Consider the following 24,414-nt stretch of genomic DNA (forward strand, 5'->3'; position numbering starts at 1 on the left):
TGATTTTTTATGTCTCAGCCACGTCGGGGCTTGTCTTTTAGGAAAAACAAAAAGCCGGTTCCTTTGGGACCGGCTTTGTTTTTGCAAAAATTTCAAACAGGAACCTACGTCTGATCCGTTACCTCGGACGGCGTCATCCACCCCTGGACGGCGCCGCCTACATCCTTCAGGATTGCGATCCTGCCGATACCCGCAACATCGTAGGGCGGACGGAGCACCTCTCCTCCGTGCGCAACCGCGAGTTCGAGGCGCTCGTCGACATTGTCGACGGCAATGTAGGACATCCAGTGTTCCGGGACGCCCTCGAATTGGGGGCCGTCCATCTGGAACATGCCGCCGACCGGCCTATCGCCCAGGTTCGCGACAACGTAGACGCTGCCTTCTTCCATCGGCATTTCGGCAAATGTCCAGCCGAGAGACTTGCCGTAAAAGGCCCTGGCCCTGCCCGTGTCGCGGGTCATCAGTTCGTTCCAGTAGAATGTGCCGTGCGTAACCATTGAACCTCAACCTGCTCTTTCGCGCCACGGACGCAACCTAGAGCGGTTCGGGTTTCGATGGAAGCGCTTGACCGAAACTCAAGCGGGTTCATGAACGCATCCGCCCATAACCCGGAAGGGTCCAGCCTTTGTGGATGGCACCACCGCGCAGCACCAGCGCCACGAGTGCCGCAACCCCTGCCGCAGCCAATTGCGGAACCGCAAGCATGGTGAGCAGCACAAAGCTTCCGGCACCCGCGAAGGCCGCACTGACATAAATCTCCGGCTTGACGATCGAGGAGGCTTCGCCCGCGATCGTGTCGCGGATGACACCTCCGAAGGTCGCTGTGGCAACGCCCATCAGGACCGCGACCAGCACCGTGTCACCCACGGACATGGCCTTTGCCGCACCCATGACGGAATAGGCCGATATGCCGACCGCATCCGCCCATCTGAGCGGTTTGTTGAGACGTTCAATCAGGTGCGCAAAGAACCAGACGAGAACGCTGACGAAAAGACACACGAGCAGATAGGCCTCGTTTTCGACCCAGAACACCGGCACACCGAGCAACAGATCGCGCAAAGTGCCGCCGCCGATGCCCGTCACGGTCGCAAAAAAAAGCAACGCGATGAAATCAAGCTGCTTTCGGGAGGCAACAATACCGCCCGTGACCGCGAACACGGCGACGCCCAGATAGTCGAGCAACTGAAGCAGCATTGCAGTCTCCAACAAAAAGCCGCTCCGGAACCGATCAGGAGCGGCTTTCAAGAAAAAAGTTCAAACGGTCCGCGTCAAGCGTTCTTGTCGACGCTCTGTCCAGCCTCGCCGTTGGTATCGGGCTGGGGCGCATCCTTCGGACCGCCCTTGGAAACGCCGACCATCGCCGGACGCAGCACCCGTTCGCCAATGACGTAGCCCGCCTGCACGACTTGAACGACCGTGTTGTTCGGGACTTCGGTGTTGGGAACCTCGAACATGGCCTGATGGAAATTCGGGTCGAACTTCTGGCCTTCCGGCTCCAGCTTGCGAACGCCGTTTTTCTCGAGCTGGTTGAGCAGATCACGCTCGATCATTTCAACACCGTCTACAAGCGCCGCAACGCCTGCGTCGGCGTTCTTGCGGTCGTCTTCGGGCAGCGCTTCCAACGCGCGGCGCAGATTGTCGGAAACCGTCAGCATGTCGCGCGCAAAACCGGACACGGCGTATTGTCTTGCGTCCTTGACTTCCTTTTCGGTGCGGCGGCGCAGGTTTTCCATTTCCGCCATGGCGCGCAGAGCCCGGTCCTTGAGCTCCGCGTTTTCGGTTTTCAGCACCTCGACCGGATCCGCTGCGGCATCTGCAGTCTCCGCCTGTCCTGCGGCGGCATCAGCTTCCTGTGAAGGGTCGGCCGGCTGTTCTTCCGGGGATTTGTTCTCGTCACTCATTGATGTTCCGTTCGGCTCAATCTGTTTGCGGATGCTTATAAGACCGGCGGCGGAGATTTCAAAGCAAATCGGCGGACAAGCCGTCGCTTATCCGCCGGATGCGTTCTTATGATCCGCAGCCGGGCAGCCGCCAGAAGATGGTGTCAGATAGCGCTTTTGATCCAGTCGGCGAGCTTGCCCTTCGGAGCTGCACCCACCTGGGTTGCCATCGGCTCACCGTCCTTGAACAGGATCAGCATCGGAATGGAACGGACGCCGTATTTCATGGCCATGTCCTGGTTCTCGTCGATGTTGAGCTTGGTGATTTTCACTGCACCGTCCATCTCGTCGGAGATTTCCTCAAGAGCAGGTGCAATCATTTTACATGGACCGCACCATTCGGCCCAGAAGTCGACGACCACGGGGCCATCGGATTTCAGAACTTCGGCTTCGAAGGAAGCATCGGTAACTTGGGTGGTTGCCATTTCAAGATCTCGTGGTTCGATGTCTCACGCCTACCCGATGTAAGCATGTCTGTTGGCCCGAACGTAGGTACCGTCAGGCCGGTCGTCAAGCCGAAGTGCCATCCGGCTTGAGCGAGTCGAGTGTGCGATCAAGAATCTCGGCCGGAATTTCCATCAAGGACGGTGTGGACGTCCACAAGAGGCAGGCCGAAACTTCCCGCTCAGGATAGATCTGGCGCAGCAACGCCCTGTAAACACTGAGCTGTGCCCGGTATTCAAGAGGAACGGCGTCGACCGTTTCAGGCGGATTGAAGTTGGTCTTGTAATCCACAATCACAACCCGGTCATCGTCTACGAGCAACCGGTCGATTTGTCCTGAAACCTCCACCTCTGTCCCGTCACTTGCCCGAATCGTGCCGACGATCGGAACTTCCGCCTGCGTGGCGCCACGGAACAGGGGTGCGAAATCATCCGACTGCAGGATTGCCTTGACTTCGCTCAGAAGCCGGCCTGCATATCCGGCAAATTCAGGCTTCAGTTCCCGCAGCAAAACCCTTTCCGCCGATGGGAGACGCTCCTCTTCGGATATCGCCGGCAACAGTTCCAGAAGCCGGTGCACAAGCCGTCCACGCTCAAGCGGCCATGACGCGGGCCGGGTGTTCCCCAAAAGCCTGGCTGGCGCTGGAACCGGTTCGATCCCGTCCTTGACCTCAAGTTCCTCGAACGCCTTTGAAGGCTGCAACCGTTTCTTCCTGGGAAGAGGCACAACCGGCGTCAAAAGCCAGTCCGGCAGTTCCACGGGTCTCCCGTTCTCCTGTGGCTGCGACGGCTCTTGCGATTGCGATGGCGTTCTTGTGTTGTCCGTCCTCATCTGCCAGCGCCAGCCGACAACTTCGCCGGTGCCGTTCTTCAATTCCCTTGCCCCGGGCTTCAGCGCCCGCTCCACGAGCGCATACCAGCATTCCTCGTGCTGTCCGCGCCTTGGCTCCCAGCCGCACACGATCAGGCGGTCTTCCGCGCGTGTCAGCGCCACGTAGAGAAGCCGTCTGTACTCTTCAGCCTGAGCGGCCCTAAGCTCTTCAACGGCGGCATCGTGCCAGGGCGTCCGGTCCACCTTGGGAGGCAACCACACCAGGGCGGGCGGAAGCAGGTCGTTGTTCAATCGCTTGTACGGCAGGAACGCCGGATCATGAATGGCGCTGACGGGGGCAGCGCCCGGATCGACTAGCACCACTATCCGCGCCTCAAGCCCCTTTGACCCATGTACGGTCATGACCCTGACCATGCCCTTGGTGTTGGTCAGTTCCCGCTTGATTTCCGTCGGCGCGGCGGCAAGCCAGGCCAGGAAACCTTCCAGACCCGGCGTTCCGGCCTGCTCATAAGCCGTCGTCAGTGCCAGGAACTCGTCCAGAACATCGTCAACCTCGACCCCCAGGCGCGCCCGGAAGGCCTTGCGGCCACCGTCCGGACCGAGAAGACGTGCAAAGAATTCGTAAGGTGGAACGAAGTCGGCGCGTGCCCGCCAGTCTTCCAGACGGGCACGGACCGACTGCCACTTCTCTTCGGTTTCAGAGCGCTTCACCAGCATCTGCCAAAGCGTCCCTGGTCGCAGCTTGTCGTCGGTTTCGCGTGCGATCTCGACCAAGTCATTATCCGAAAGCCCGAAAATCGGGCTCTTGAGGACGGCCGCGAGCGACAGATCATCTTCGGGCAGCAGCATGAACCGGCCAAGCGCGGTCAGATCCTGGACCGCGATATGCTCGGTCAGGACAAGCCTGTCGCTGCCGGCTGTCGGAACATCAAGCTCCTTGAGTTCCCGGTTGAGTGCATCGACAAAGGGGCCACGCTTGCGCACCAGGATCATGACGTCCCCCGGATCAGCCTCCCCCGCGCGGACCCAGGCGGCAATCTCCGAGGCGATCCTTCGGGCAACCTTGAGCATCGCGCTGCCCGAGCCGATGTGATCGACCGGCAGACGCCAGTCTTCGGGTTCCTCCGTATCGGCGTCGGCTTCAAGGGGCCACAGGTCGACAATGCCGGGATCGCGCCGGATTGCCTCATGGACCGGAGCGCCAACGTCCTGAGACAGCCCGCGATGCGCGCTTTCTTCCTGAAAAACCTTGTCGACCGCTCCCAGAACATCCGGTGTGGAGCGAAAGGAAAGCTGCAGGTTGACCGAGTGAAACTCCTGCTCCGCCGCCTCCGCCTTGCTTGAAAACGCTCGGCGCATCGCATCGAAATAGGCAGGGACCGCGCCCTGAAAAGAGTAGATCGACTGCTTTTCGTCCCCAACGGCAAAGAGCGTCCGGGTGCGCTCGTGGGCCCCGGTTCCGGCAAAGAATTCCGAGGCAAGCGACGTTACGACGTCCCATTGCCGCGGGCTCGTGTCCTGGGCCTCATCGACGAGAATGTGGTCCAGTCCCTGATCCAGCTTGTATTGCACCCAGAGCGCCGCATCCGACTTTTGCAGCAACGTTGCTGACTTCACGACAAGATCTTCGAAATCCAGAAACCCGCGCCCGGTCTTGGCGCGTTCGTATCGCGAAATGACCGCTTCTGCGAGACGCAGAAGCGAAGCGGTGCCCTGATAGGTCACGATCTTCCGGCGCTCATCCAGCTGCGCCAGCACCCTGGCCTGCTCGGCCAGCAGCGCGTCGACCATGTCCGGAAAGTCCGACGCAACCTTCTTGGTTGCAAGCGACTTTCGCGGTTCCAGTTTCGACGTCAGGAAGATCGATTGCCACGCTTCCCGGAACAGTGCCGGGTCTTTCAGACGCCGGGTGCTGACAATGTCTTCGCCGCGTTTCTGGTCCGTCTTTCCGCCGGTCATCAACGCTTCACAGAAGCTCAGGCACATGTTCAGATCCAACGGGCATATATCCATGAACTGCGCATCGAAATCAGTCAGCCGATACGAGGGCGGCGCGTCCAGCAAGCTGGCCAGTTCGGCAAGCGCTTCTTCGAAGCCGCCGGCATCGACTGTCCAGCGGCGGAAGGAATCCCGGTCCCGGATCACGTCCTCCAGCGCCTTCTGGACCCCACCGTCGCTCATGAGGTCGATCACCGACGCGAGTGACCGCCCCAGGGCGCTGTCCGGTTCCACCTCCGCTGCATGCAGCACACCGCCGAGTGCTTCGGCCATCAGTTCTGCGGCGACACGGTCATCCAGAACGGAGAAGTGTCCCGCGACGTTGGCCTCGAGCGGAAACTGGTGCAGCAGCGCTTCGCAAAAGCCATGAATGGTCTGAATCTTGAGGCCGCCTGGCGTTTCAAGCGCGCGCGCGAATTGCCGCCTGGCCATGGCAAGCCTGGATGTATCCGGCTTGCGGCCTTCAATCGCCTGGAGTTCGGCCGTCAGTGCTTCATCGGACATTGTCACCCAGTCGCCCAGGATCTTGAAGCCACGGGTCGCCATTTCTGCAGCTGCGGCCTTGGTGAATGTCAATGCCAGTATCCGGCCCGGATCCGTTCCATCCAGCAGCAGCCGGACCACGCGGCGCGACAGAACAAATGTCTTTCCCGATCCTGCATTCGCGCTCACCCAGGCCGATGCGCGTGGCCGGGACGCCAGGTCCTGGCGCTGGCGCGTCAGCTCCGGTATCTGGAAACCGCTCATGTGGCTTCCTCCCCACCGAGCGCCCATTCCTGCGCACGGGCAAGATGGTCGTAGTCGCCATCCATCGCTCGTCCCCGCATCACGCGCGCTCGGGACAGATAGCCGGTGTCCTGTTTGCAATAGTGGGCGATCAACTGCTCCAGACGCGTCCAGGCATCTTCAATCAGATCCTCCAGTTCCCTGTCCTTCGGGTTCCGCAGAATTTCAAGAACAGGGTCATCCCCGCCTTTCAGTTGAAGATACAGCAATTCAGACACGGCCCGGTCGGAGGGAACCCCCTTGAAGCCCGCCCGGCGCACCATGGCTGCTTCAAGCGACAACTGCGGCGACAGCAAAGCATCGACCTGTTTCTGCGAGGGCACCTGTCCGGTCTTGTAGTCGATGACCGACAGGCCGCCCGATTTCAGAATGTCGATCCGGTCCGCGCGCCCGCGCAGACGGAAATCAAGGCCGGGCAGCCTGAGCTCAACCCCTCCCCCGATTTCCAGGAACCGGTTTTCGATTTCCGGTTCACGCCGGTTTTCAAAGGCGATGAACCCCGCAGCGATTTTCTGAAACCTCGGCCACCACATGGCGCGTATGGCCGGGAAGGCGTCGAGCGGTTCGAACAGCTCTTCGCCGATCTGCGTCAGTTCCGCCAATGCGCTCTCATCCAGCGGCCCGGACCAGGTCGAAAGGAACCGTGCGAGCGCATCATGGATCAGGTTTCCCTTGTCGGCAGCCCCCGGCTCGCCGCCGATCGGGTCAACCGGCTGAAGCTCCAGAACATGACGCGCGAAGATCGCGTAAGGGTCCCGGATCAGGCGTTCGATTTCCGTAATCGACAGCGAATGTGGGCGGGCGCTCAGCGGCGGTGCGGGGCATGGACGGGACGCCGGTCTGACCGGCCCGACCGGCTTGTCGACCAGATCGGCCAGGTGCGAATAGATGCCACCGCGCTGCTCCATTGCGCGTGTAACATCCGGTCCGGCCAGGGTGGTCAGCCGTTGCAGCCATCTGGAGGCTACGGTTGGCGCTCCATCCGTTCGCGCGCTGCGCGACAGCAGAACGCGGGCAGCGCCCATGCCTTGCGCAAAATCATGCGCAGACGCACCCAGGCGCCGCTCAGGCGGTTCAAGTCCGATATCCCGTTTCATGGGGCGGTTAAGCCAGGGGTCGTTGCGTGTACGCTGCGGCCAGACGCCCTCGTTCAGTCCGCCGAGGACAACAAAGTCGAAGCTTTGCAGCCGCGCTTCCATCGGACCGAGGATCTGAACTCTCTGATCTCCGGGCAGACGCCGGCGAACGGCCTGTCCCGCCATGAAGGCGGGCAGGACGGACGGCCATTCCGACGGCGGTATCGCCAGGCCGCTCGCTCCCGCCTCCAGAAAACCGTTCAGGAACTGAGCAAGCGCCTCGCCGGCCTCGCCGGCATAGAGTTCATCGAAGGATCCGGTCTCGTCGCTCGCCAGTGACTGGACGACGTCCACCTGCAGGCGTGCCAGCTGCGTGACCGGCACGGGCTCAGCGCTCTCGGCCTGTGCTTCCAGCGGCGCGAGCGCGGTTTCCAGTTTTTCTACAAGGTCAGCAATCACATCCCAATCGCCGTCATGCACCTTCTTCCAGCGCGGAATGTGCGCGGTATCCGCAGCCTGGCGGCTCGCCTCCACGGCTGCGCGCAAACCGCTTGTTCCGGCTCTTGCTCTTGGACCGCGAAGCACACCGCGTTCAAGCGCCCGCGCCGCGGAGCGGATGTCCTTGAAGGGCAGGCCGAGGCGTGCGAGCGGATGTTTCAAAAGGGAAAGCAGATCGATGGGCTCGCAGCCATTCAGCGCCAGTTTCGCGGACAAAAGCAACAAAACGGCAGGGGCTGTCTGGTCAAGCGGGCGGCCCGCGCTGTCGTCGACCTGGATATTCCAGCGGGTCAACTCCGCCGCGACCCGTCGGGTCAGCATCCTGTCAGGTGAGATCAGCGCGGCGGCCTCACCCCGTTCAATGGCTTCACGCAGGGCAATGGCAAGGCTCAGGGCCTCGTCCGCCTCATTGCGCGCAACCAGGATGGAAACACCGTTGAGAGCGGCCGCACGATCGGCCGCATTTGTTTCTTTAAGGTAGGCAGTCCACTGATCGGAAGTGTCGGCAGGCCGCAGCGCTTCGGAAACGAGAATTTCGCGACGTGCTTGTTCGGGACTGATCCGATCTTTCAGCGGGACAACATCCGAGCGCGTGGCGCCGAGCCGGTCCAGAAGCTGCTTGAGAGAGAATTGCGGATGCGAAGGCAGTGTTGACGGCTTGGACGGCGCAGCGATGCCGCAGGACCTCAAAGGACCCGCATCCTGCCTCAACAGTGACCAGGACCGGTCATCAAGATGCGGATCCAGCCCGGGCAAAACGATGGCACCGCGCGCCAGTCCCGAGACAACCTTCAACAGCTCGGCGGTCGCCGGAACGGATCCGGTCACTCCGGCCACGATCACGGGATCGACAGACGCTTCTCCGGCAAGCCGCGCTGCTTCGCGCCGGATCAAGGCGGATCTCCGCGCCTTGGGATCCATCTGTCCGGTCTCGGCCAGATGTGCCGGCCATGCCTGCTGCACGATCTTCAGAAAATCGAGCGTGATCTGCCAGTAGCGCGCAAAGTCCTCCGGGACGAGGGAACCGATTTCCGACCAGTCCGCCTCCTCCGTCTCGATCTCGTCCATCAGGGCCAGCAGGTCGGCCGCGAGCCAGGCAGCGTCGGCCGTCGAGGCTGGCACGCCAAGAGGTTCATCGAGGCGCAGGTTCAGCACTTCACGCCGCAGAGCTCCCTTCCACGCCATGACAAGCCGTGTCATCGTCAGATGCCGTTCCGTCAGTGGGATTGCAGGAGGCAACGAAGCGAGATCTGCGGTTACGCCGAAGCCATGCAAATCCTCATCTGCATCGCCGACAGGCCTGATCCTCGGGAGCAGCACCGGTCTGGTGCCGAATTTTTTCTGAAAAATCGCCGGGAGCAAGCGCGCCGACCGCCGCGTCGGCAGATAGATGGTCGCGGACGGCAACAGATGCGGGTCATCGAGCGGGCGAAATCCCGGAACCAGAGTTCCGTCGACAAGGGTATCGACAAGCGTCTCTAGAAACGGAACGGATGGCGGAACGGAATAAAGGCGCGGTCGCTCGGACATCGGTCTCCTAGTACGGTGAATTTGAAGTTCGCATCATTACTTCTGGATTTCGCCATTTCGCATGCCATTTCAGTCTCATTTATGGGTCCGTCACCTACGCCGCGCTCTCGCGCACCGCATATTCCGCCGCGCGGATCGCATCGGGTGTGCCGATATGGAGCCAAAGACCTTCCATCTGCACGCCGAACAGACGCCCGGCCTCGATCGCGCGGTCGAACAGGACATTCATCGAGAATGGCCCGTCCGGTGCCCCTTCGAACAACCTTGGATGAAGGATGGCCGCACCCGCATAGGCAAAGGGCGTGACGCCCTTTTCCAGCCGCCTCGTCAAGCTGCCGTCCCTGGCAAGCTCGAAGTCGCCGCGCCCCGAGTAGCCAACCGACTTCACGGTTTCGGCGACCAGCAGCAAGGCGTCCATCCGATCCCCGTCCCAGGCATCGATCATGTGTTCCAGGTTCGGTTTGACACCTTCGATCCAGTAACAGGTGTCGGCATTCAACTGCAAAAACGGGTCTTCGCCCAGAAGCGGCAGCGCATTCTTGATGCCGCCTCCGGTTTCAAGCAGTTCTTCGCGCTCGTCTGAAATCAGGATTTCCATGTCATTGCGGCGGCGCACATGCACTTCGACGAGGTCAGCCAGATAGTGGACGTTGACGACACACGTCTTCACACCCGCAGCGGCGAGACGGTCCATGCCATGGTCGATCAGTGCCTGACCGTTGACCTCGATCAGCGGCTTCGGCGTGGTTGCAGTCAGAGGCCGCATCCTCTTGCCGAGACCAGCAGCAAGGATCATTGCCCTTGTTGGTCGAAACCGCTGTTGATTCATCTTGTCTCTCAAACGATTGCTCCGGCCGGTCTGCGTTCTCTCAGGACCGGAATTGCCCATACCACTCTTTCAAACCGGACATGCCCGGACGTTCGAACACCCGGTCCAGGTAACCTAGCATACGCGGCAGATGGCTCAAATATGACGGCTTGGCATCCCGCCGCGCCAGTCTCACGAAGATCCCCAGGATCTTGGTAATCCGCTGTGCCGCCATGACTGAATATGCCCTTGAAAAGCTTTGCCCGTCGAAGTCCGGCGACAGCTTTTCCATTTCCGTGACATAGGCATCGTAAAGGCGCGTTTCCAGTTGAGTGCCGATATCCGTGCGCGCATCGAGCAGGAGCGAAGCCACGTCGTACGCAACCGGTCCGATCACCGTATCCTGCAGGTCGATCAGTCCGATACGATCCGTTCCGCTTGCGCCTTCTTGCCAGAGCAGGTTCGGCGAGTGGAAATCACGCAGGACCCAGCCCCTTTGCGCGTCGGCTATGCCGTTCAGGGTGTCTTGCCAGAGCGCCTCGAAATCCTCCCGCAGGGCCGCGTCGACCGAGGTTCTGCCAGTTTCCGGCACGTACCAGTCAAGAAACAGAGATGCTTCGGCAATCAGGGCGCTGTCCGAATAGGGCTGCAGCTCATACCGGCCACCGTCCGGCAGCTCCACTGCGTTGGGCCATTTCAGGCTGTGCATCCTGGCGAGCACATCGACGGCGACCTCATAGCGCGACGGATCCGGCAGCTCGTTGACGACTATCGTCTCCCGTCCGAGGTCTTCCAGGAGAACGAGCCCTTTTTCCGGATCGGCAGCGATCGTCGCGGGTGCTCTGATGCCCTGCTTGCGCAACTCCATGCCGATCGCAAGGACGGAGCGGCAATCTTCCGCCAGATGAACGCTTTTCATGTAGGCGCGCACCTTCTCCGGCACCCCGCCATCGCGAAACGGCCAGCGCATCAGGACAAGATTTCGGTCCGCTCCGGTGACGCATTCAAACGTCCGCAAGGAAGCATCGCCCGCCAGAAAACGGCGCGCAGCGCTCGTGAACCCTGCGTCCTTGAGAAATGCGCGCGTGTCCCGCGTCTGACCGATCCGATCCTTCCAGGCCGCCAGTCCCGAATAAAAGTCAAACTGCCGCCGACCGGTGTCTTCATCCGGTTGGCTGATCCGGATCCACAATGCGTCTTGCGGCAGAAAATCCTCGGCCATTTCAGGCCATTCAATCAGCACGGCTCCGGTCTGGAGCAGATCCTGGAGAGCGAGTTCCTCAATCTCGTCCGGTTCCTCGAGGCGGTAGAGATCGAGATGCGCAAGATCAAATCGCGGCAGCTCATAGGACTGAACGAGCGTGAATGTCGGACTTGGCACCTCCAGAAGCTCGTCGTCGGCGAGTGCCCTGATCAAGGCTCTGGCGAATGTGGATTTGCCGGCTCCGAGATCTCCGGAAAGGCAAACAGTGTCACCTGCCTTCAGGATCATGGCGACATCCTCGGCCAGCAGCCGCGTTTGCGCCTCGTCCTTCATCTCCACTGTGAGGAATGTCGCAGGAAGCTCCCGCAGCCGATGCTCTGCCATGGGCCGTCCTGTTGCTATTCGGCGGCGACCTGATCTGCCAATTCGGGCTGGGACGGAAACACGCAGGTGACCGTGGTGCCCTTGCCTTCCGCCGACTGAATGTCAACGCTACCGCCGTGCAGTTCGACGAAGCTCTTGACGATCGCGAGGCCAAGGCCCGCGCCTTGTCTGCGGCTGCCGGTGTCGTGGCCGACGAACCGGTTGAACACCTGGGTCAGCACCTCGGCCGGAATACCGTAGCCATGGTCCTGCACGACGAACGTGACCGACTCCTCGTCGCGATTGCAACTGACATCCACCACGCCGTTTTCTTCCGAATAGCGCACCGCGTTCGCGATCAGGTTGAACAGAACCTGCCGCAGGCGCTTTTCATCGGCGACAATCACACCGATGTTCTCCGGGACATCCATCCGCAGCGTGATCTGGGCTTCCGCGATCCTGTCCTTGAGCCCTTCGACAGCGGCCGAAACCGTCGAAGCAACGTCGACCTCGCCAAGATCGAGCTCCATGATGCCGGCGTCGAGCGTCGCCAGATCCAGTATGTCGTTGATGATCGCAAGCAGCGCAGACGAGGATGACTGGATGTATTCGGCGTATTCGCCCTGCTTCTCGCTCAGTTCGCCGAATTTCGGATCAGACAGGAGCTGGGCAAACCCGATGATGTTGGTCAGCGGCGAACGGAGTTCGTAGGAGACATGCTGGATGAAGGCGTTCTTGATCTGGTCGGCCTGCTGCAGCGCTTCGTTCTTTTCCAGAAGCGCGCGTTCCACATTCACACTGTCAGTGACATCAACGAAAGTGACGAGCGTGCCGCCATCCGGCAAGGGGACCGTGGCGTAGTCGAGAACATCGCCATTGTGGCGCTCCAGGCGGCTCACCTTGTGTGTGCGGTTGTCCAGAAGACCGGTGACGTTTCCTGCGAGCTGCTGCCAGGCTGCCTCTTCCGTTTCATTGAGAGTGCAGGCGGAGACGACCTCGTTGACATGCGGCAACTTCGCAAGCTGGTTTTCTTCGATCTGCCAGATGCGGCCGAAGGCTGGATTCCACAGCCGCAGCTTGCCGTCAGATCCGAACACCGCGACAGCTTCGGACAGGTTGTCCAGCGTTTCACCCTGGACCCGCGTCAGCGCGTTGTATTTGCTTTCCAGATCCAGCCGCTCGGTAAAGTTCTCGTAGATATAGGTCACGCCGCCCTGCGGATGCGGATTCGCGATGACGCGCAGCGTGCGCCCGTCAGGCAGGTGCCACCAGTTCTCGCGCGCCTCGAGCGACTGGTAGCTTTCCAGCATCTTGTTGCGCCAGACGCGGTAGTCGGCCTGTTCGGGCAGCTTGCGCGATGCACGCAGCGAGTCGAGCACGGTACCGTCCTCGGGCTTGCTTTCCAGAAAGGCCTCGTCCAGGTCCCACAGTTGCCGGAAGGCGGCGTTGTAGAATTGCAGTTTGCGGTCGCTGCCGAAAATGGCGACGGCGGCGGCGAGCTGATCAAGGGTGCGGCCGTGATAGTCTTCGGCGCGGCCGAGTTCCTTGCGCGCCTGTTCAAGTTCACTGACATCCACGGCAATGCCGGCGCCGCCGACACTCGCGTTGACATCGGTCACCTCGAACACCCGCCGCGCACCGGACGCGACAATCGGAATGCGCGCGCTGAAGCAGCCGTCTTCCGTTCGCTGAACCGCCATCGCGGTGCGGGCCGCGGCATCCAGGAAGGTCACGCCATCCTTTACCGCGCTTTCCGCATCCGGCACTTCAACCGCTTCCGCGTAAGCTGCATTTGCCCAGGTTAGACTGCCTTCCGAGTCCCGTTGCCAGGCTGGTGCCGGCATCGCGTCAAGCAAGGCGTGCATCATGTGAAGTTCGCCGGAGATCTTGGCATTTCGCGCGGCAAGTTCCGCCTGCATCTGCCGCTCGCCGGTCAAGTCACGCAACCTGAGAACCACAGCTCCTCCGGTCGTGCGCCCCAGCGCTTCCACATAGGTGCCCGTCCGCGTCTTCAATGTCGCGGTGAAGGCCTCGCCCGCGCGAAACAGCATATCAAGATGGCGCTCAAGATCTCCCGCGCATTTCGCGGTGAGCCAGCTGCCGAAGGCCAGCAACTGTGCGGGCGGACGCGGTACACCGGACTTTTCGGGCAGAACGCCCCAGATCTGGGGTACGGCCCCGTTGCCTGTCCAGACGATCACACGCTGCTCGTCCGTGTTGAGCATTGCCTCGAGACGGTCAACGCGAAATTTGAGATCGGCCTTTTCCTTCTCGAGCGTTGCGGTGACCTGGGCAGATTGCTTGCGATGCCGGACGAGTGAGATCGCGGCCGTAACAGCAAAGGCGCACATGCCGCCGACCGCTCCGACAAGGATCATGGCACCTGGATTTATGGCAGCCGAGGTGTCGGCGAGCATGTCTGCGGAAACCGGGGCCGTCATGAGGCCGTAGCCGGCAAGCGCAGTGCTGCCGAGCTTAACAGATTTCAGACTCCGATCTCGCCACGACGTGCCAAAACGCACGTCGCCCCTGCCGCCTTTCGGCATTTCCTGATCCCCTTACGCCGCCATTCCCGCTGTGCGGGTGCAGCTCCCGGTTTATGGGAGCAAATCAGAGACGTTCGCCTCCTGGCCTCTGATTCGTTTCAACCATAACCTTTTTGAGAATCACGCAGAAGAGTCCGTAACCGAAAAGTTAACAGAACCCTTCAAATTGAAGGGTTCTGCATTTTTTTGTTCACATGGTCGAATCGTGGCCATTACAACATGTAGTAGCCACCATTGCGAAAATCAGTATTTGTAGTGCTCCGACTTGAACGGACCAGTCTTATTAATCCCCAGATAATCGGATTGGTTGTCGGTCAATTCGGTTAACGTGACACCGAGTTTTTCCAGGTGCAGACGCGCGACTTTTTCGTCGAGATGCTTCGGAAGAACGTAGACCTCGTTATCGTACTGATCGCCCTTGGTGTAGAGCTCGATCTGGGCCAGAACCTGGTTCGTGAAGCTTGCAGACATAACGAAGCTCGGGTGGCCGGTCGCGTTGCCGAGGTTAACCAGGCGGCCCTGCGACAGCAGGATCATCCGCTTGCCGTCGGGGAACTCGACCATGTCGACCTGGTCTTTCACCGGGCGCCACTTGAAGTTCTTCAGCGCGGCAACCTGGATCTCGTTGTCGAAGTGGCCGATGTTGCAGACGATCGCCATGTCCTTCATGCCGCGCATGTGGTCCAGGGTGATGATGTCCTTGTTCCCTGTCGCGGTGACATAGATGTCGCCTTCCGGCAACGCCTGTTCGATGGTCTTCACCTCGTAACCGTCCATGGACGCCTGCAGCGCACAGATCGGATCGATTTCCGTAACAATCACGCGCGCACCGGATCCTGCGAGCGACTGTGCGGAGCCCTTGCCGACGTCGCCGTATCCGCAGACGACAGCGACCTTGCCGGACATCATGACATCCGTGCCGCGGCGGATACCGTCAACAAGGGATTCGCGGCAGCCGTACCGGTTGTCAAACTTGGACTTGGTGACACTGTCATTCACGTTGATCGCCGGGAACGGCAGCTGGCCGTTCTTCTGCATCTCGTAAAGACGCAGGACGCCGGTCGTCGTTTCCTCAGAAACGCCCTGGATCAGGTCACGCTGCTTGGTGAACCAGCCCGGATGCGATGCCATGCGTTTCTTGATCTGAGCGAAGAGGCACTCTTCTTCTTCGGACTGCGGATCTTCGATCAGACCGGTCTCGCCTGCCTCGACCCGCGCACCCATGAGAATGTACAGGGTGGCGTCGCCGCCATCGTCGAGGATCATGTTCGCACCATCGGCGAAGTCGAAGATCTTGTCGGCATAGTCCCAGTATTCTTCCAGTGTCTCGCCCTTGACGGCGAAAACCGGAATGCCGGCTGCGGCAATAGCAGCAGCGGCCTGGTCCTGCGTGGAAAAGATGTTGCAGGACGCCCAGCGGACTTCCGCGCCCAGCGCAACGAGCGTTTCAATCAGAACGGCCGTCTGGATGGTCATGTGCAGGGACCCTGCAATGCGGGCCCCCTTCAGCGGCTTGGCGTCGCCGAATTCTTCGCGGCAGGCCATGAGGCCCGGCATTTCGTGTTCGGCGATCTCGATTTCGGTGCGGCCCCAGTCAGCGAGCCCTAAGTCTTTGACGATGTAGTCGGTCATGAAAATGTCCTGCAATTGAACCCAGCTGATTGCGCCGGCCTGGTGAAAGCAGCCGCTTTTCCCGCCAATCTCGAGGGATCGATCGAAACGGCAGCCGCAAGCCGGTTTCCGGAACATGCCGGAAGCCGTTGGCGCGGTTATAGCGCCCGGATCCACTTCATGCAATAAAGATATAAAGAATTCTTTATATCTTTTCGCTTAATGGTGAATGGCTAGCGGTAAAGGTCTTCGCGGGAGGGCGGCAATCCCGACGGCCCCTTGGTTCTGCGTGACGCCACTGTCTGGAAAATTCCGATCGAGCCACGCTCGAAGCCGAGCGAGACGCCGCACAGGTAAGCAAGCCACAGCCGGTATTTCTGCTCGCCGATATCAGCGATCGCAGCCTCTCTGACGGCCATCAGGTTCTCCGCCCAGAGCCTGGTCGTTCTTGCGTAGTGTTCGCGCCAGGCTTCCACGTCATGAACCTCGAACCCGTGCGCTTCGAGATTGGTGAGGGTCCAGCCGATATGATCGACCTCGCCTCCCGGAAAGATGTAGCGGACAAGCGCCTGGTACTCCGGCTTCTTGCGGCGGAACTTCTTGAGGTCCTTCTTGCCGCGCCTGGTAATAGCGTGATGCAGATAGATCCCGCGCGGCTTCAGCAGGCGATGCACGCTTTGAAAGTAGTTGTCGTAATTGTCCAGACCGACGGCCTCGAACATGCCGATCGAGGAGATCTTGTCGAACCTCTGGCCCTTCATGTCGCGATAGTCGATCAGTTCGACGGACACCTTGTCCTGCAGGCCCCGTGCCTCGATCCTTTCACGCGCGAGTTTGAGCTGCTCTTCGGCCAGGGTCACACCGACGGCAGTGACGCCATAATGCTCGGCGGCGTGACAGATGAGGGCGCCCCAACCGCAACCGATGTCGAGCATCCGGTCACCGGGTTTCAGGCGCAGTTTCCGGCAGATCATGTCCAGCTTGTCTTTCTGGGCCGTCGCCAGATCATTCGACCAGTCCCTGAAATAGGCACATGTGTAGACCATCTCGGGATCGAGGAAGAGCTTGTAGAAGTCGTTGGACACATCGTAGTGAAACGCAATGTCGTCCTTGCGGCTGCCTGAGCCTCTGTCCGCCGCCGCGCCGGCGTCCAGGCCGTCTTCCTGTTGCTGCGCCGCAGACTTGCCTGCTCCCAGGAACAGCGATGCAGCATTTTTCATCAACAGGAACTTGTTCAGCCGCTTGCGCAGTTCCCTGCTCTTCAGTTTCGGCCGTTTTTCCGCAAACTCGAAAATCGTGCCGCCGCGCGGGTCGATTTCACCCGTGGAATACAGATCGACAACCGTCTTGATCCGCGGGCTGCGCAGCAGTTTGGTGAGCGCTGCCGGTGCAACGGCAATCCGGAGGCCGTCAGGGTCCATGCCTTCCGGTATCAGGCTGCCGTCCCACAATTCAAACCCGAATTCCAGATCCAGCGCTTCGTGTAGATGGCCGAGTGCAGCGCGGGCTGCGGCAATAGTGCGGTCACCTGATTGGCTTGCCATGATAGTCCTTAAAAGATGCAATGCATTGCTTGGGATCGATATTACGACCCGTTTGCACGCGCCCCCGAACGCTTGTGAACCGGGAGGGATCCAAAATCAGTCTGTTTCGCCAAATCCGCTTTCAACCAGTTCGGAAATCGCTGCTATCGCCGCCTCCGCGTCACCGCCGCTGACGCGCACCTTAATGCAACATCCGGGGCTCGCGGCAAGCATCATCAGTCCCATGATCGACGTTCCGCCGACGGTCTGACCGTCCTTCGATACATGAACATCAGCTTCGAAGGTTTCGACAAGTTTGACCAGTTTGGCTGATGCGCGGGCGTGAAGTCCTCGGCGGTTGACGATTGTCAGATCTTTTTCAATCAAATCCAATGCTGTCCTATTCGTTTCAATTCTGTCCCGACAGCACCTGGCTTGCGACTGAAATATATTTCTGACCCGCCTGACGGGCCTCGTCGACGGCATCTGCAAGTTCCCGGTCAGCGCGCACGCTGGCGAGCTTGATCAGCATCGGCAGATTTACGCCTGCGACAACTTCGACGGACTTGCTGTCCATGACCGAGATCGCGAGGTTTGACGGAGTGCCTCCGAACATGTCGGTCAGGAGTACTACCCCGTCACCGGAATTGGCAGCCTCGACAGCCGACAGGATATCCTGCCGCCTCTGCTCCATGTCATCATCCGGGCCAATGGAAATGGTCTCGACCTGTTCCTGGGGACCGACAACATGCTCCAGCGCCGCCTTGAATTCTTCAGCGAGACGCCCGTGCGTAACAAGTACTAGTCCGATCATTCGGTCTTCAGCCTGACTATCGTTTTCCTGTGCCCTGGGCGGACCACGGCTCTATCAGTCTGATGCACTCTCTTCAACCGGTTAACCAGTTGCAAGCAAAAAACGCGCGCCCCATGCTAAATGTAATCCGGCGCTTCCGGAAACAGCTGCCTCAAGCGCCAGCGGATCAGCCTCGCGCTTTCCCACGGCCGGTTCTGCGGGCAGGTGCAAACGGGGACCAGGACGCCGCCCAGTTTCCGGGAACCGAATGCGCTCTCCGGAAGCCGCTCGATCTCCCCGAGGGGTTTCAGGTCAACCAGCAGATCGACTTTCGCAGCCGACATGGAGACCGTTTCCACGACCCCCCTGCCGCGCACTTCCATCAGACCCGAAATCGTTTCCGGAACACGGGCAACAAGCGTTCCACGACAGGACGACAGATATACGCGGTCATCCGCGACAAGAACCCCCAGATTGCCCTTGTTTCCGGCCGCTTCGATGAGGAGGTCCGTCAACTCCGATTTACCGCTGCCGGACGGGCCCTGGATCACGATCCCCCGCGTGCCGACGACAAGGCAATTGGCGTGAACGGTCTGCGCACTCACTTACCCGTACCGGCAGGCAGGTAGATCGTGAAGCGGGCACCGACAATCGCCGGTTCTCCCTCACGGTCCATTTCTTTCCGGTTGGTCGCGGAGATCGATCCGCCATGCGCCTCGATGATCTGCCTCGAAATCGACAGTCCAAGACCGGAGTTGTTGCCGAAACCTTCGCCGTCGGGGCGGTCCGTATAGAACCGTTCGAAAATACGCTCGGTGTTTTCCGCCCTGATACCCGGTCCGTCGTCGTCGACCGTTATCCGGATGCTGCGCCCTTCACGCGCAAGATCCACCCGGACGGTTCCTTCGTCCGGCGAGAAGGAGCGTGCATTGTCGAGAAGATTGCTGATCACCTGGCCCAATCGGATATCATGGCCCTGGAGCTGGTAGGGCTTCTGTCCCGGCGCGTCGGCCACCGTCAGCTTCACCTTGGTTTCCTCGGGACCGGTTCTCTGGTTGACGGCATCGGCCATGTTGCGCAGCAATTCGGCAATGTCGATCTTTTCAGACTGAATGCGCGCGAGCTCGGCATCGAGGCGCGAGGCGTCCGAAATATCGCTTATCAGACGATCGAGGCGCCTGACGTCGTGCTGGATGACTTCCATGAGCCGGTCCTGCGAAGCCTTTGTCTTGGCGAGCGGCAATGTCTCCACTGCGCTTCGGAGCGATGTCAGCGGGTTCTTGAGCTCATGCGCCACATCGGCGGCGAACTTCTCGATCGCGTCGATCTTGTTGTAGAGCGCGTTGGTCATTTCCCTGAACGCACGCGCTAGGTGCCCGATTTCATCCTGCCGGTCCGAGAAGTCGGGAATTTCCTCACGCGAGTTCGACCCCCGGCGCACACGGTCCGCGGCAGCTGCAAGGCGTCGTACCGGCCCGGCGATGGCACCGGCCAGAAGGATGGACAAGAGGATCGTCACGGTCGCGGCAAACAGGAAGACGCGAATGATGGCTATTCTTTCGGCGCGCACGATGGCGTCGATATCGCCGCCCTGTGTTGACAGAAGCAGCGCTCCAAGGACGGCTCTGAACCGCTGGATCGGCACGGCAACGGACACGATCAGTTCGCCGCGCTGAGAGATCCGGGTCACGCTGGCCGGCGATCCGGCAAGCGCCGCCTCCACTTCCGGATAGGCGCGGCCGTCACCGCCGCCCACTTCCTGGTAGAGCGGCAGATCACCCTGGCTGAGCCAGCGCTTGGTCCACTGCCAGGCAGCGTCCCAGAACCCTGTTTCCTCTGCGGTCGGCGGCGGCAGGTCAAAGCGAAGGATCTGCGCACTTGAATAAAGGTGCCGCGAGTCGAGGATGAGAATGCCTTCGGGATCGTAGATGCGCGCCCGCGTCTTGGTCGGTGAAATCAGGCGCCGCAGAACAGGGCCGACGCGCTCCGGGTTGATCGGAAAATCGAGACTGTCCAGGTCATCGACCGTTGGCGTGATGCTCTCGCCGGCCTGCAATTGCAGCAGCCGTTCCGGATCGACGGTGATGGTGCCGGTGTCAACGGTGGCCGAGGCGGCGATCGCACCCGCGATGATCTCGCCCTGGGTCAGCAGGCTCTGCACCCGTGCATCGATCAGGCCCGCGCGGAACTGATTGAGATAGAGAATTCCGATCACAAGCGCGAGCAGGCCGACCAGATTGATCGCGATGATCCTGCGCGTCAGGGAGGACAGGACATAAGTGCCGAAGATGCGGCCTATCTGGCTGAACAGCCTGCGGCGGATGCGCTTGTTGCCGAGGCGGCGCAAGCGGGAGCGTTCCGATCCGCTCGACGGATCAGGCTGGACAATGTTCTCAGCACTCTCGCTTTCAACCGCCATCCACGCTTTGTCTCAATGGCTGTTTCAGACTTCCCGGAAACGATACCCTACGCCATAGAGTGTTTCGATCATGTCGAAGTCGTCGTCAACCACCTTGAACTTTTTCCGCAGGCGCTTGATGTGACTGTCGATCGTTCTGTCGTCCACGTAAACCTGGTCGTCATAGGCTGCGTCCATCAGCGCATTCCGGCTCTTGACGACACCGGGGCGCTGCGCAAGCGCGGACAGGATCAGAAACTCGGTGACCGTGAGCGTGACCGGCTTGTTGTTCCAGGTGCAGGTGTGGCGTTCCTGGTCCATGACCAGTTGGCCGCGTTCAAGCAGCTTGTCCGCATCTTCCCTTGGTGCGCTCGCGTCCTTGGGCTGCGCCCGGCGCAGAACCGCGCGGACGCGCTCCACGAGAAGGCGCTGTGAAAACGGCTTGCGAATGAAATCGTCCGCACCCATCTTCAGCCCGAACAACTCGTCGATCTCGTCATCCTTGGACGTGAGAAAAATGACTGGAAGATCCGAGTTCTGACGCAGCCGGCGCAGCAACTCCATTCCGTCCATGCGCGGCATCTTGATATCGAAAATTGCCAACTGCGGCGGGTCGCTCTGCAACCCGTCCAGGGCGGACGTTCCATCCGTGTAGGTCTGGACCCGATATCCTTCCGTTTCCAGAGCAATCGACACCGAAGTCAATATGTTGCGGTCGTCATCGACCAGAGCAATCGTCGGCATGCTTCAATTTTCCAATTCGGTCAGCACAAGAGGCGCTTCGCCTTTACTGTAACATACAGCCTTTGGCCTGCTAAATGCGCATAAATTAAGGCAAACAGGTTTTTCCGGGTGAGCGAAGACTTGCCGATCAACCTCGCGCATTCCTGCGATCTCGCACAATGACACGCTCCGTGTGCGCTCGACGGTCATAAACCAAAACTATCGCGCTGATAAGTGCACAAGGTTAACGGACACGCGCGATTCTGGCGCGTTTTTTTTCGTTTTTACAGATAAAACGAATATTCCGAAGGTTTCGTTTTTTACTTTGCTTATCAAATTAATCATCGTAATTTTTCTGCAGTATTTTAATCGATTAAACAAAGACATAGCACCTTTAGTAGTCTTGCTGCCCAAATATCCTTCCACTAGTTTCGCAGCCTTCATAGCCGGTGTCAGCGTTTTCAATTGTCCCGGCAGACTGAATGACCTCACGAGGACGGCGGTAAAATGCAGGAAACAGGCGTCAGGAATCCTTCCAATGGCAGCGAAACGTTCGGGTTCAGCAATCTGAACGCAGTCTATTGGAACCAGAGCGAGCCTGCCCTTTACGAGCATTCTCTCAGGCGCAACGAAACACAGCTTGCAGCCGGAGGCGCTCTTGTCGCCGAGACCGGGGTCCATACAGGCCGCTCTCCAAAGGACAAGTTCGTTGTTCTGGACGACGAAACCCGGGACACGGTCTGGTGGGACAACAATGAACAAATGTCGAAAGCGCAATTCGACACGCTGATGTCGGATCTTCTGACACATGCGGAAGGTCTGGATCTTTATGCGCAGGACCTGTTCGGCGGCGCGGACAAGGCGCATCGCCTCCCCGTTCGCGTTTACACCGAATATGCGTGGCATTCGCTGTTTATCCGCAATCTGCTGCTCCGGCCCGAGACAGCGGAACTGGCAGGCTTCGTTCCCGAGATGACGATTGTCGACCTGCCGAGCTTCAAGGCGGATCCGGATCGCCATGGCTGCAGGACGGAAACGGTCATTGCCTGTGACCTCACACGCAAGATCGTTCTGATCGGCGGCACCTCCTATGCGGGCGAGATGAAGAAATCCGTCTTCACGATGCTCAACCATCTCCTGCCCGCCAAGGGCCTCATGTCCATGCATTGCTCCGCCAATGTGGGAGACTCCGGCGATACCGCGGTGTTTTTCGGACTGTCGGGTACAGGCAAAACCACTCTTTCCGCGGACCCTGCACGTACGCTGATCGGCGACGACGAGCATGGCTGGAGCGAAAACGGCGTCTTCAATTTCGAAGGCGGCTGTTACGCCAAGACCATCAAACTGTCTGCCGAAGCGGAGCCGGAAATCTACTCCACCACGCAGCGGTTCGGGACCGTTCTGGAAAACGTCGTTCTGGATGACAACCGCGTTCCGGATTTCGATGATGGCTCGAAGACGGAAAACACCCGAGCCGCCTATCCGATCCATTTCATTTCGAATGCAAGCAAGACCGGCTGCGCGCCCGTGCCGCGCACCATCATCATGCTGACAGCAGATGCGTTCGGTGTCATGCCGCCGCTGGCGCGCCTGACGCCCGCGCAGGCCATGTACCACTTCCTGTCCGGTTACACCGCCAAGGTTGCCGGAACCGAGAAGGGCGTCACCGAACCGCAGGCCACCTTCTCGACTTGCTTCGGTGCCCCGTTCCTGCCACGCCACCCGTCGGAATACGGCAACCTTCTGAAGAAGCTGATTGCGGATCACAATGTCGACTGCTGGCTGGTCAATACCGGATGGACCGGTGGAGCTTACGGCGCCGGCCACCGCATGCCGATCAAGGCAACGCGCACGCTGCTGCAGGCTGCGCTGTCGGGCGAACTCAAAAACGCGGAGTTCCGTACGGATCCGAATTTCGGCTTTGATGTCCCGGTCACTGTAACCGGCGTCGACACCGAGATCCTCACGCCGCGTGAAACGTGGGACGACAAGGCAGCCTATGATGTTCAGGCATCCAAGCTTGTCCAGATGTTCGTCGACAATTTCGGAACCTTCGAAAGTCATGTTGACGGAACCGTGCTAAGCGCCGCACCAGCGCTCAGATCGGCTGCTGAATAAACCTAGACCTCCGGTTCCATAAGCCGTTGAAGCGGCACCCGGCCTCCGGGTGCCGCTTGTACTTTAGGTGATGGACTCACAAATGAGGTACATTTCCTGCGCTTCCGCGCCTTGACGAGAAGCAAGCCGCCTCAAATCACTTCGGTCTCATTTGTGAGTCCATCACCTGGGACGGCTTTCATCCGCACTGGAAAGGTTTATATTCAGGAGACTGACCCGGGAATTCTCCAAAGGCGGAACACTCATGACCAGCGACAACCTGCAAATCGCGGATGTGCTTCAAACGGCTGAAGACTGGAGCCAGGCGGGCCGCCAGGTTGCGCTTGCGACCGTCATCGAGACCTGGGGATCGGCACCACGGCCAACCGGCTCGCATCTGGTGATTGATTCAGACGGCAATTTCGAAGGCTCGGTTTCCGGCGGATGCGTTGAAGGCGCTGTTGTCGCGGAGGCAGTCGACGTCATCGAAACAGGCCGGCCGACAACCCTTGAATTCGGTGTTGCGGACGAAACCGCATGGCGTGTGGGTTTGTCCTGCGGTGGCCGCATCCGTGTCTATGTAGAACCCGTCAACTGATCGAGACGATAAATTGCCGACAACCGAAACGTTTCTTGCCTTTCTTGCCGCCACGGCTCTCTTCGCCTACATGCCCGGCCCCGCCGTACTTTATACTGCGGCACAGACCCTTTCGCGCGGCCGGCGCGCCGGCTTCATGGCAGCAGCCGGTATTCATATCGGGTGCTATGCGCACGTGTTCGCGGCGGCCTTCGGTCTGTCGGCCATCTTTACCGTGGTGCCGACGCTCTATTTCGCGCTCAAGGTGGCGGGGGGCGTCTATCTGATCTTTCTGGGTGTTCAGATGATCCGCACTCGCATGAACAGCGGGCCGGTTCCCGAACTGCCGCAAAAGACCGCCCGCAGAGCGTTTCTGGACAGCATTCTCGTTGAAGTGCTCAATCCGAAGGCCGCGATCTTTTTCATTGCGTTTCTGCCGCAATTCGTCAGTCCCGAAGCCAGCCTGCCGATCTGGGTTCAATTCCTTGTTCTCGGCACGATCGTCAACTTCGCTTTTGCATCCGCAGATATCGCAACGGTCTTCTTCGCCTCGGAAGTCAAAAAACGGCTGGGCCGGACATCCAGGTTCCAGGATGTCACGCGCTGGATCGGCGGATCGCTCCTGGTCGGCCTCGGCGTCAGGCTGGCAACGGACCGGGCATAACACC

General features: G+C 59.9%; 19 protein-coding genes. 3 read left to right on the top strand and 16 right to left on the bottom strand.

What is annotated here, in order from left to right:
- Positions 1-104: 104 nt before the first annotated feature.
- From RDA78_RS03775 to RDA78_RS03850, 16 genes are all read right to left on the bottom strand, one after another.
- Complete coding sequence (locus RDA78_RS03775) at positions 105-497, bottom strand: VOC family protein (RefSeq protein ID WP_434054028.1); 393 nt, start codon at positions 495-497, stop codon at positions 105-107.
- 88 nt (positions 498-585) lie between these two features.
- Entirely contained in the window at positions 586-1,194 is a 609-nt protein-coding gene (locus tag RDA78_RS03780) for a trimeric intracellular cation channel family protein (RefSeq protein ID WP_434054029.1), read from the bottom strand.
- Between the two features lie 74 nt (positions 1,195-1,268).
- Positions 1,269-1,901 (bottom strand): nucleotide exchange factor GrpE, encoded by a 633-nt coding sequence (grpE, locus tag RDA78_RS03785; protein WP_434054030.1) that lies wholly within the window; start codon positions 1,899-1,901, stop codon positions 1,269-1,271.
- Between the two features lie 143 nt (positions 1,902-2,044).
- Positions 2,045-2,365 carry a thioredoxin gene (gene trxA / locus RDA78_RS03790; RefSeq protein ID WP_306142470.1) on the bottom strand — a complete coding sequence of 107 codons (321 nt, stop codon included), beginning with the start codon at positions 2,363-2,365 and terminating at the stop codon, positions 2,045-2,047.
- Between the two features lie 85 nt (positions 2,366-2,450).
- On the bottom strand, positions 2,451-5,960 hold the full coding sequence (addA, locus tag RDA78_RS03795) for a double-strand break repair helicase AddA (RefSeq protein WP_434054031.1): 3,510 nt from the start codon (positions 5,958-5,960) through the stop codon (positions 2,451-2,453).
- The gene (gene addB, locus RDA78_RS03800) at positions 5,957-9,103 is read right to left on the bottom strand and encodes a double-strand break repair protein AddB (RefSeq protein ID WP_434054032.1); all 3,147 of its coding nucleotides are present in this window, start codon (positions 9,101-9,103) and stop codon (positions 5,957-5,959) included. The genes addA and addB overlap by 4 nt, the downstream gene beginning before the upstream one ends.
- 94 nt (positions 9,104-9,197) lie before the next feature.
- Positions 9,198-9,899, bottom strand: coding sequence for a nucleotidyltransferase family protein (locus RDA78_RS03805; protein ID WP_434054033.1), 702 nt, complete (start codon positions 9,897-9,899; stop codon positions 9,198-9,200).
- A 73-nt stretch (positions 9,900-9,972) separates the two neighbouring features.
- Positions 9,973-11,499: a tRNA (adenosine(37)-N6)-threonylcarbamoyltransferase complex ATPase subunit type 1 TsaE gene (tsaE, locus tag RDA78_RS03810; RefSeq protein WP_434054034.1), complete on the bottom strand. Its 1,527-nt coding sequence runs from the start codon at positions 11,497-11,499 to the stop codon at positions 9,973-9,975.
- A 14-nt stretch (positions 11,500-11,513) separates the two neighbouring features.
- Positions 11,514-14,024, bottom strand: a complete 2,511-nt coding sequence (locus RDA78_RS03815) for an ATP-binding protein (protein WP_434054035.1) — start codon at positions 14,022-14,024, stop codon at positions 11,514-11,516.
- Positions 14,025-14,267: 243 nt separating this feature from the next.
- Positions 14,268-15,656 carry an adenosylhomocysteinase gene (ahcY, locus tag RDA78_RS03820; RefSeq protein ID WP_434054036.1) on the bottom strand — a complete coding sequence of 463 codons (1,389 nt, stop codon included), beginning with the start codon at positions 15,654-15,656 and terminating at the stop codon, positions 14,268-14,270.
- A gap of 212 nt (positions 15,657-15,868) precedes the next feature.
- Positions 15,869-17,179, bottom strand: coding sequence for a class I SAM-dependent methyltransferase (locus tag RDA78_RS03825; protein ID WP_434054037.1), 1,311 nt, complete (start codon positions 17,177-17,179; stop codon positions 15,869-15,871).
- A gap of 96 nt (positions 17,180-17,275) precedes the next feature.
- Entirely contained in the window at positions 17,276-17,545 is a 270-nt protein-coding gene (locus tag RDA78_RS03830; protein ID WP_434054038.1) for an HPr family phosphocarrier protein, read from the bottom strand.
- A 22-nt stretch (positions 17,546-17,567) separates the two neighbouring features.
- Complete coding sequence (locus RDA78_RS03835; protein ID WP_319385417.1) at positions 17,568-17,972, bottom strand: PTS sugar transporter subunit IIA; 405 nt, start codon at positions 17,970-17,972, stop codon at positions 17,568-17,570.
- A gap of 116 nt (positions 17,973-18,088) precedes the next feature.
- The gene (locus RDA78_RS03840) at positions 18,089-18,556 is read right to left on the bottom strand and encodes an HPr kinase/phosphorylase (RefSeq protein ID WP_434054039.1); all 468 of its coding nucleotides are present in this window, start codon (positions 18,554-18,556) and stop codon (positions 18,089-18,091) included.
- Positions 18,553-20,370 carry a stimulus-sensing domain-containing protein gene (locus RDA78_RS03845; RefSeq protein WP_434054040.1) on the bottom strand — a complete coding sequence of 606 codons (1,818 nt, stop codon included), beginning with the start codon at positions 20,368-20,370 and terminating at the stop codon, positions 18,553-18,555. The genes RDA78_RS03840 and RDA78_RS03845 overlap by 4 nt, the downstream gene beginning before the upstream one ends.
- A 24-nt stretch (positions 20,371-20,394) precedes the next feature.
- Positions 20,395-21,093 (bottom strand): response regulator transcription factor, encoded by a 699-nt coding sequence (locus RDA78_RS03850; protein ID WP_029064229.1) that lies wholly within the window; start codon positions 21,091-21,093, stop codon positions 20,395-20,397.
- 486 nt (positions 21,094-21,579) lie between these two features.
- On the opposite strand from RDA78_RS03850, the gene RDA78_RS03855 reads away from it, so the two are divergent.
- From RDA78_RS03855 to RDA78_RS03865, 3 genes are all read left to right on the top strand, one after another.
- Positions 21,580-23,190 carry a phosphoenolpyruvate carboxykinase gene (locus RDA78_RS03855; RefSeq protein ID WP_434054041.1) on the top strand — a complete coding sequence of 537 codons (1,611 nt, stop codon included), beginning with the start codon at positions 21,580-21,582 and terminating at the stop codon, positions 23,188-23,190.
- A gap of 244 nt (positions 23,191-23,434) precedes the next feature.
- Positions 23,435-23,767, top strand: coding sequence for an XdhC family protein (locus tag RDA78_RS03860; protein WP_434054042.1), 333 nt, complete (start codon positions 23,435-23,437; stop codon positions 23,765-23,767).
- A 13-nt stretch (positions 23,768-23,780) separates the two neighbouring features.
- Positions 23,781-24,410, top strand: a complete 630-nt coding sequence (locus RDA78_RS03865; RefSeq protein WP_434054043.1) for a LysE family translocator — start codon at positions 23,781-23,783, stop codon at positions 24,408-24,410.
- Positions 24,411-24,414: the final 4 nt, after the last annotated feature.

The organism is Roseibium sp. (assembly GCF_051016195.1).
In the GTDB taxonomy this organism is placed as follows: domain Bacteria; phylum Pseudomonadota; class Alphaproteobacteria; order Rhizobiales; family Stappiaceae; genus Roseibium.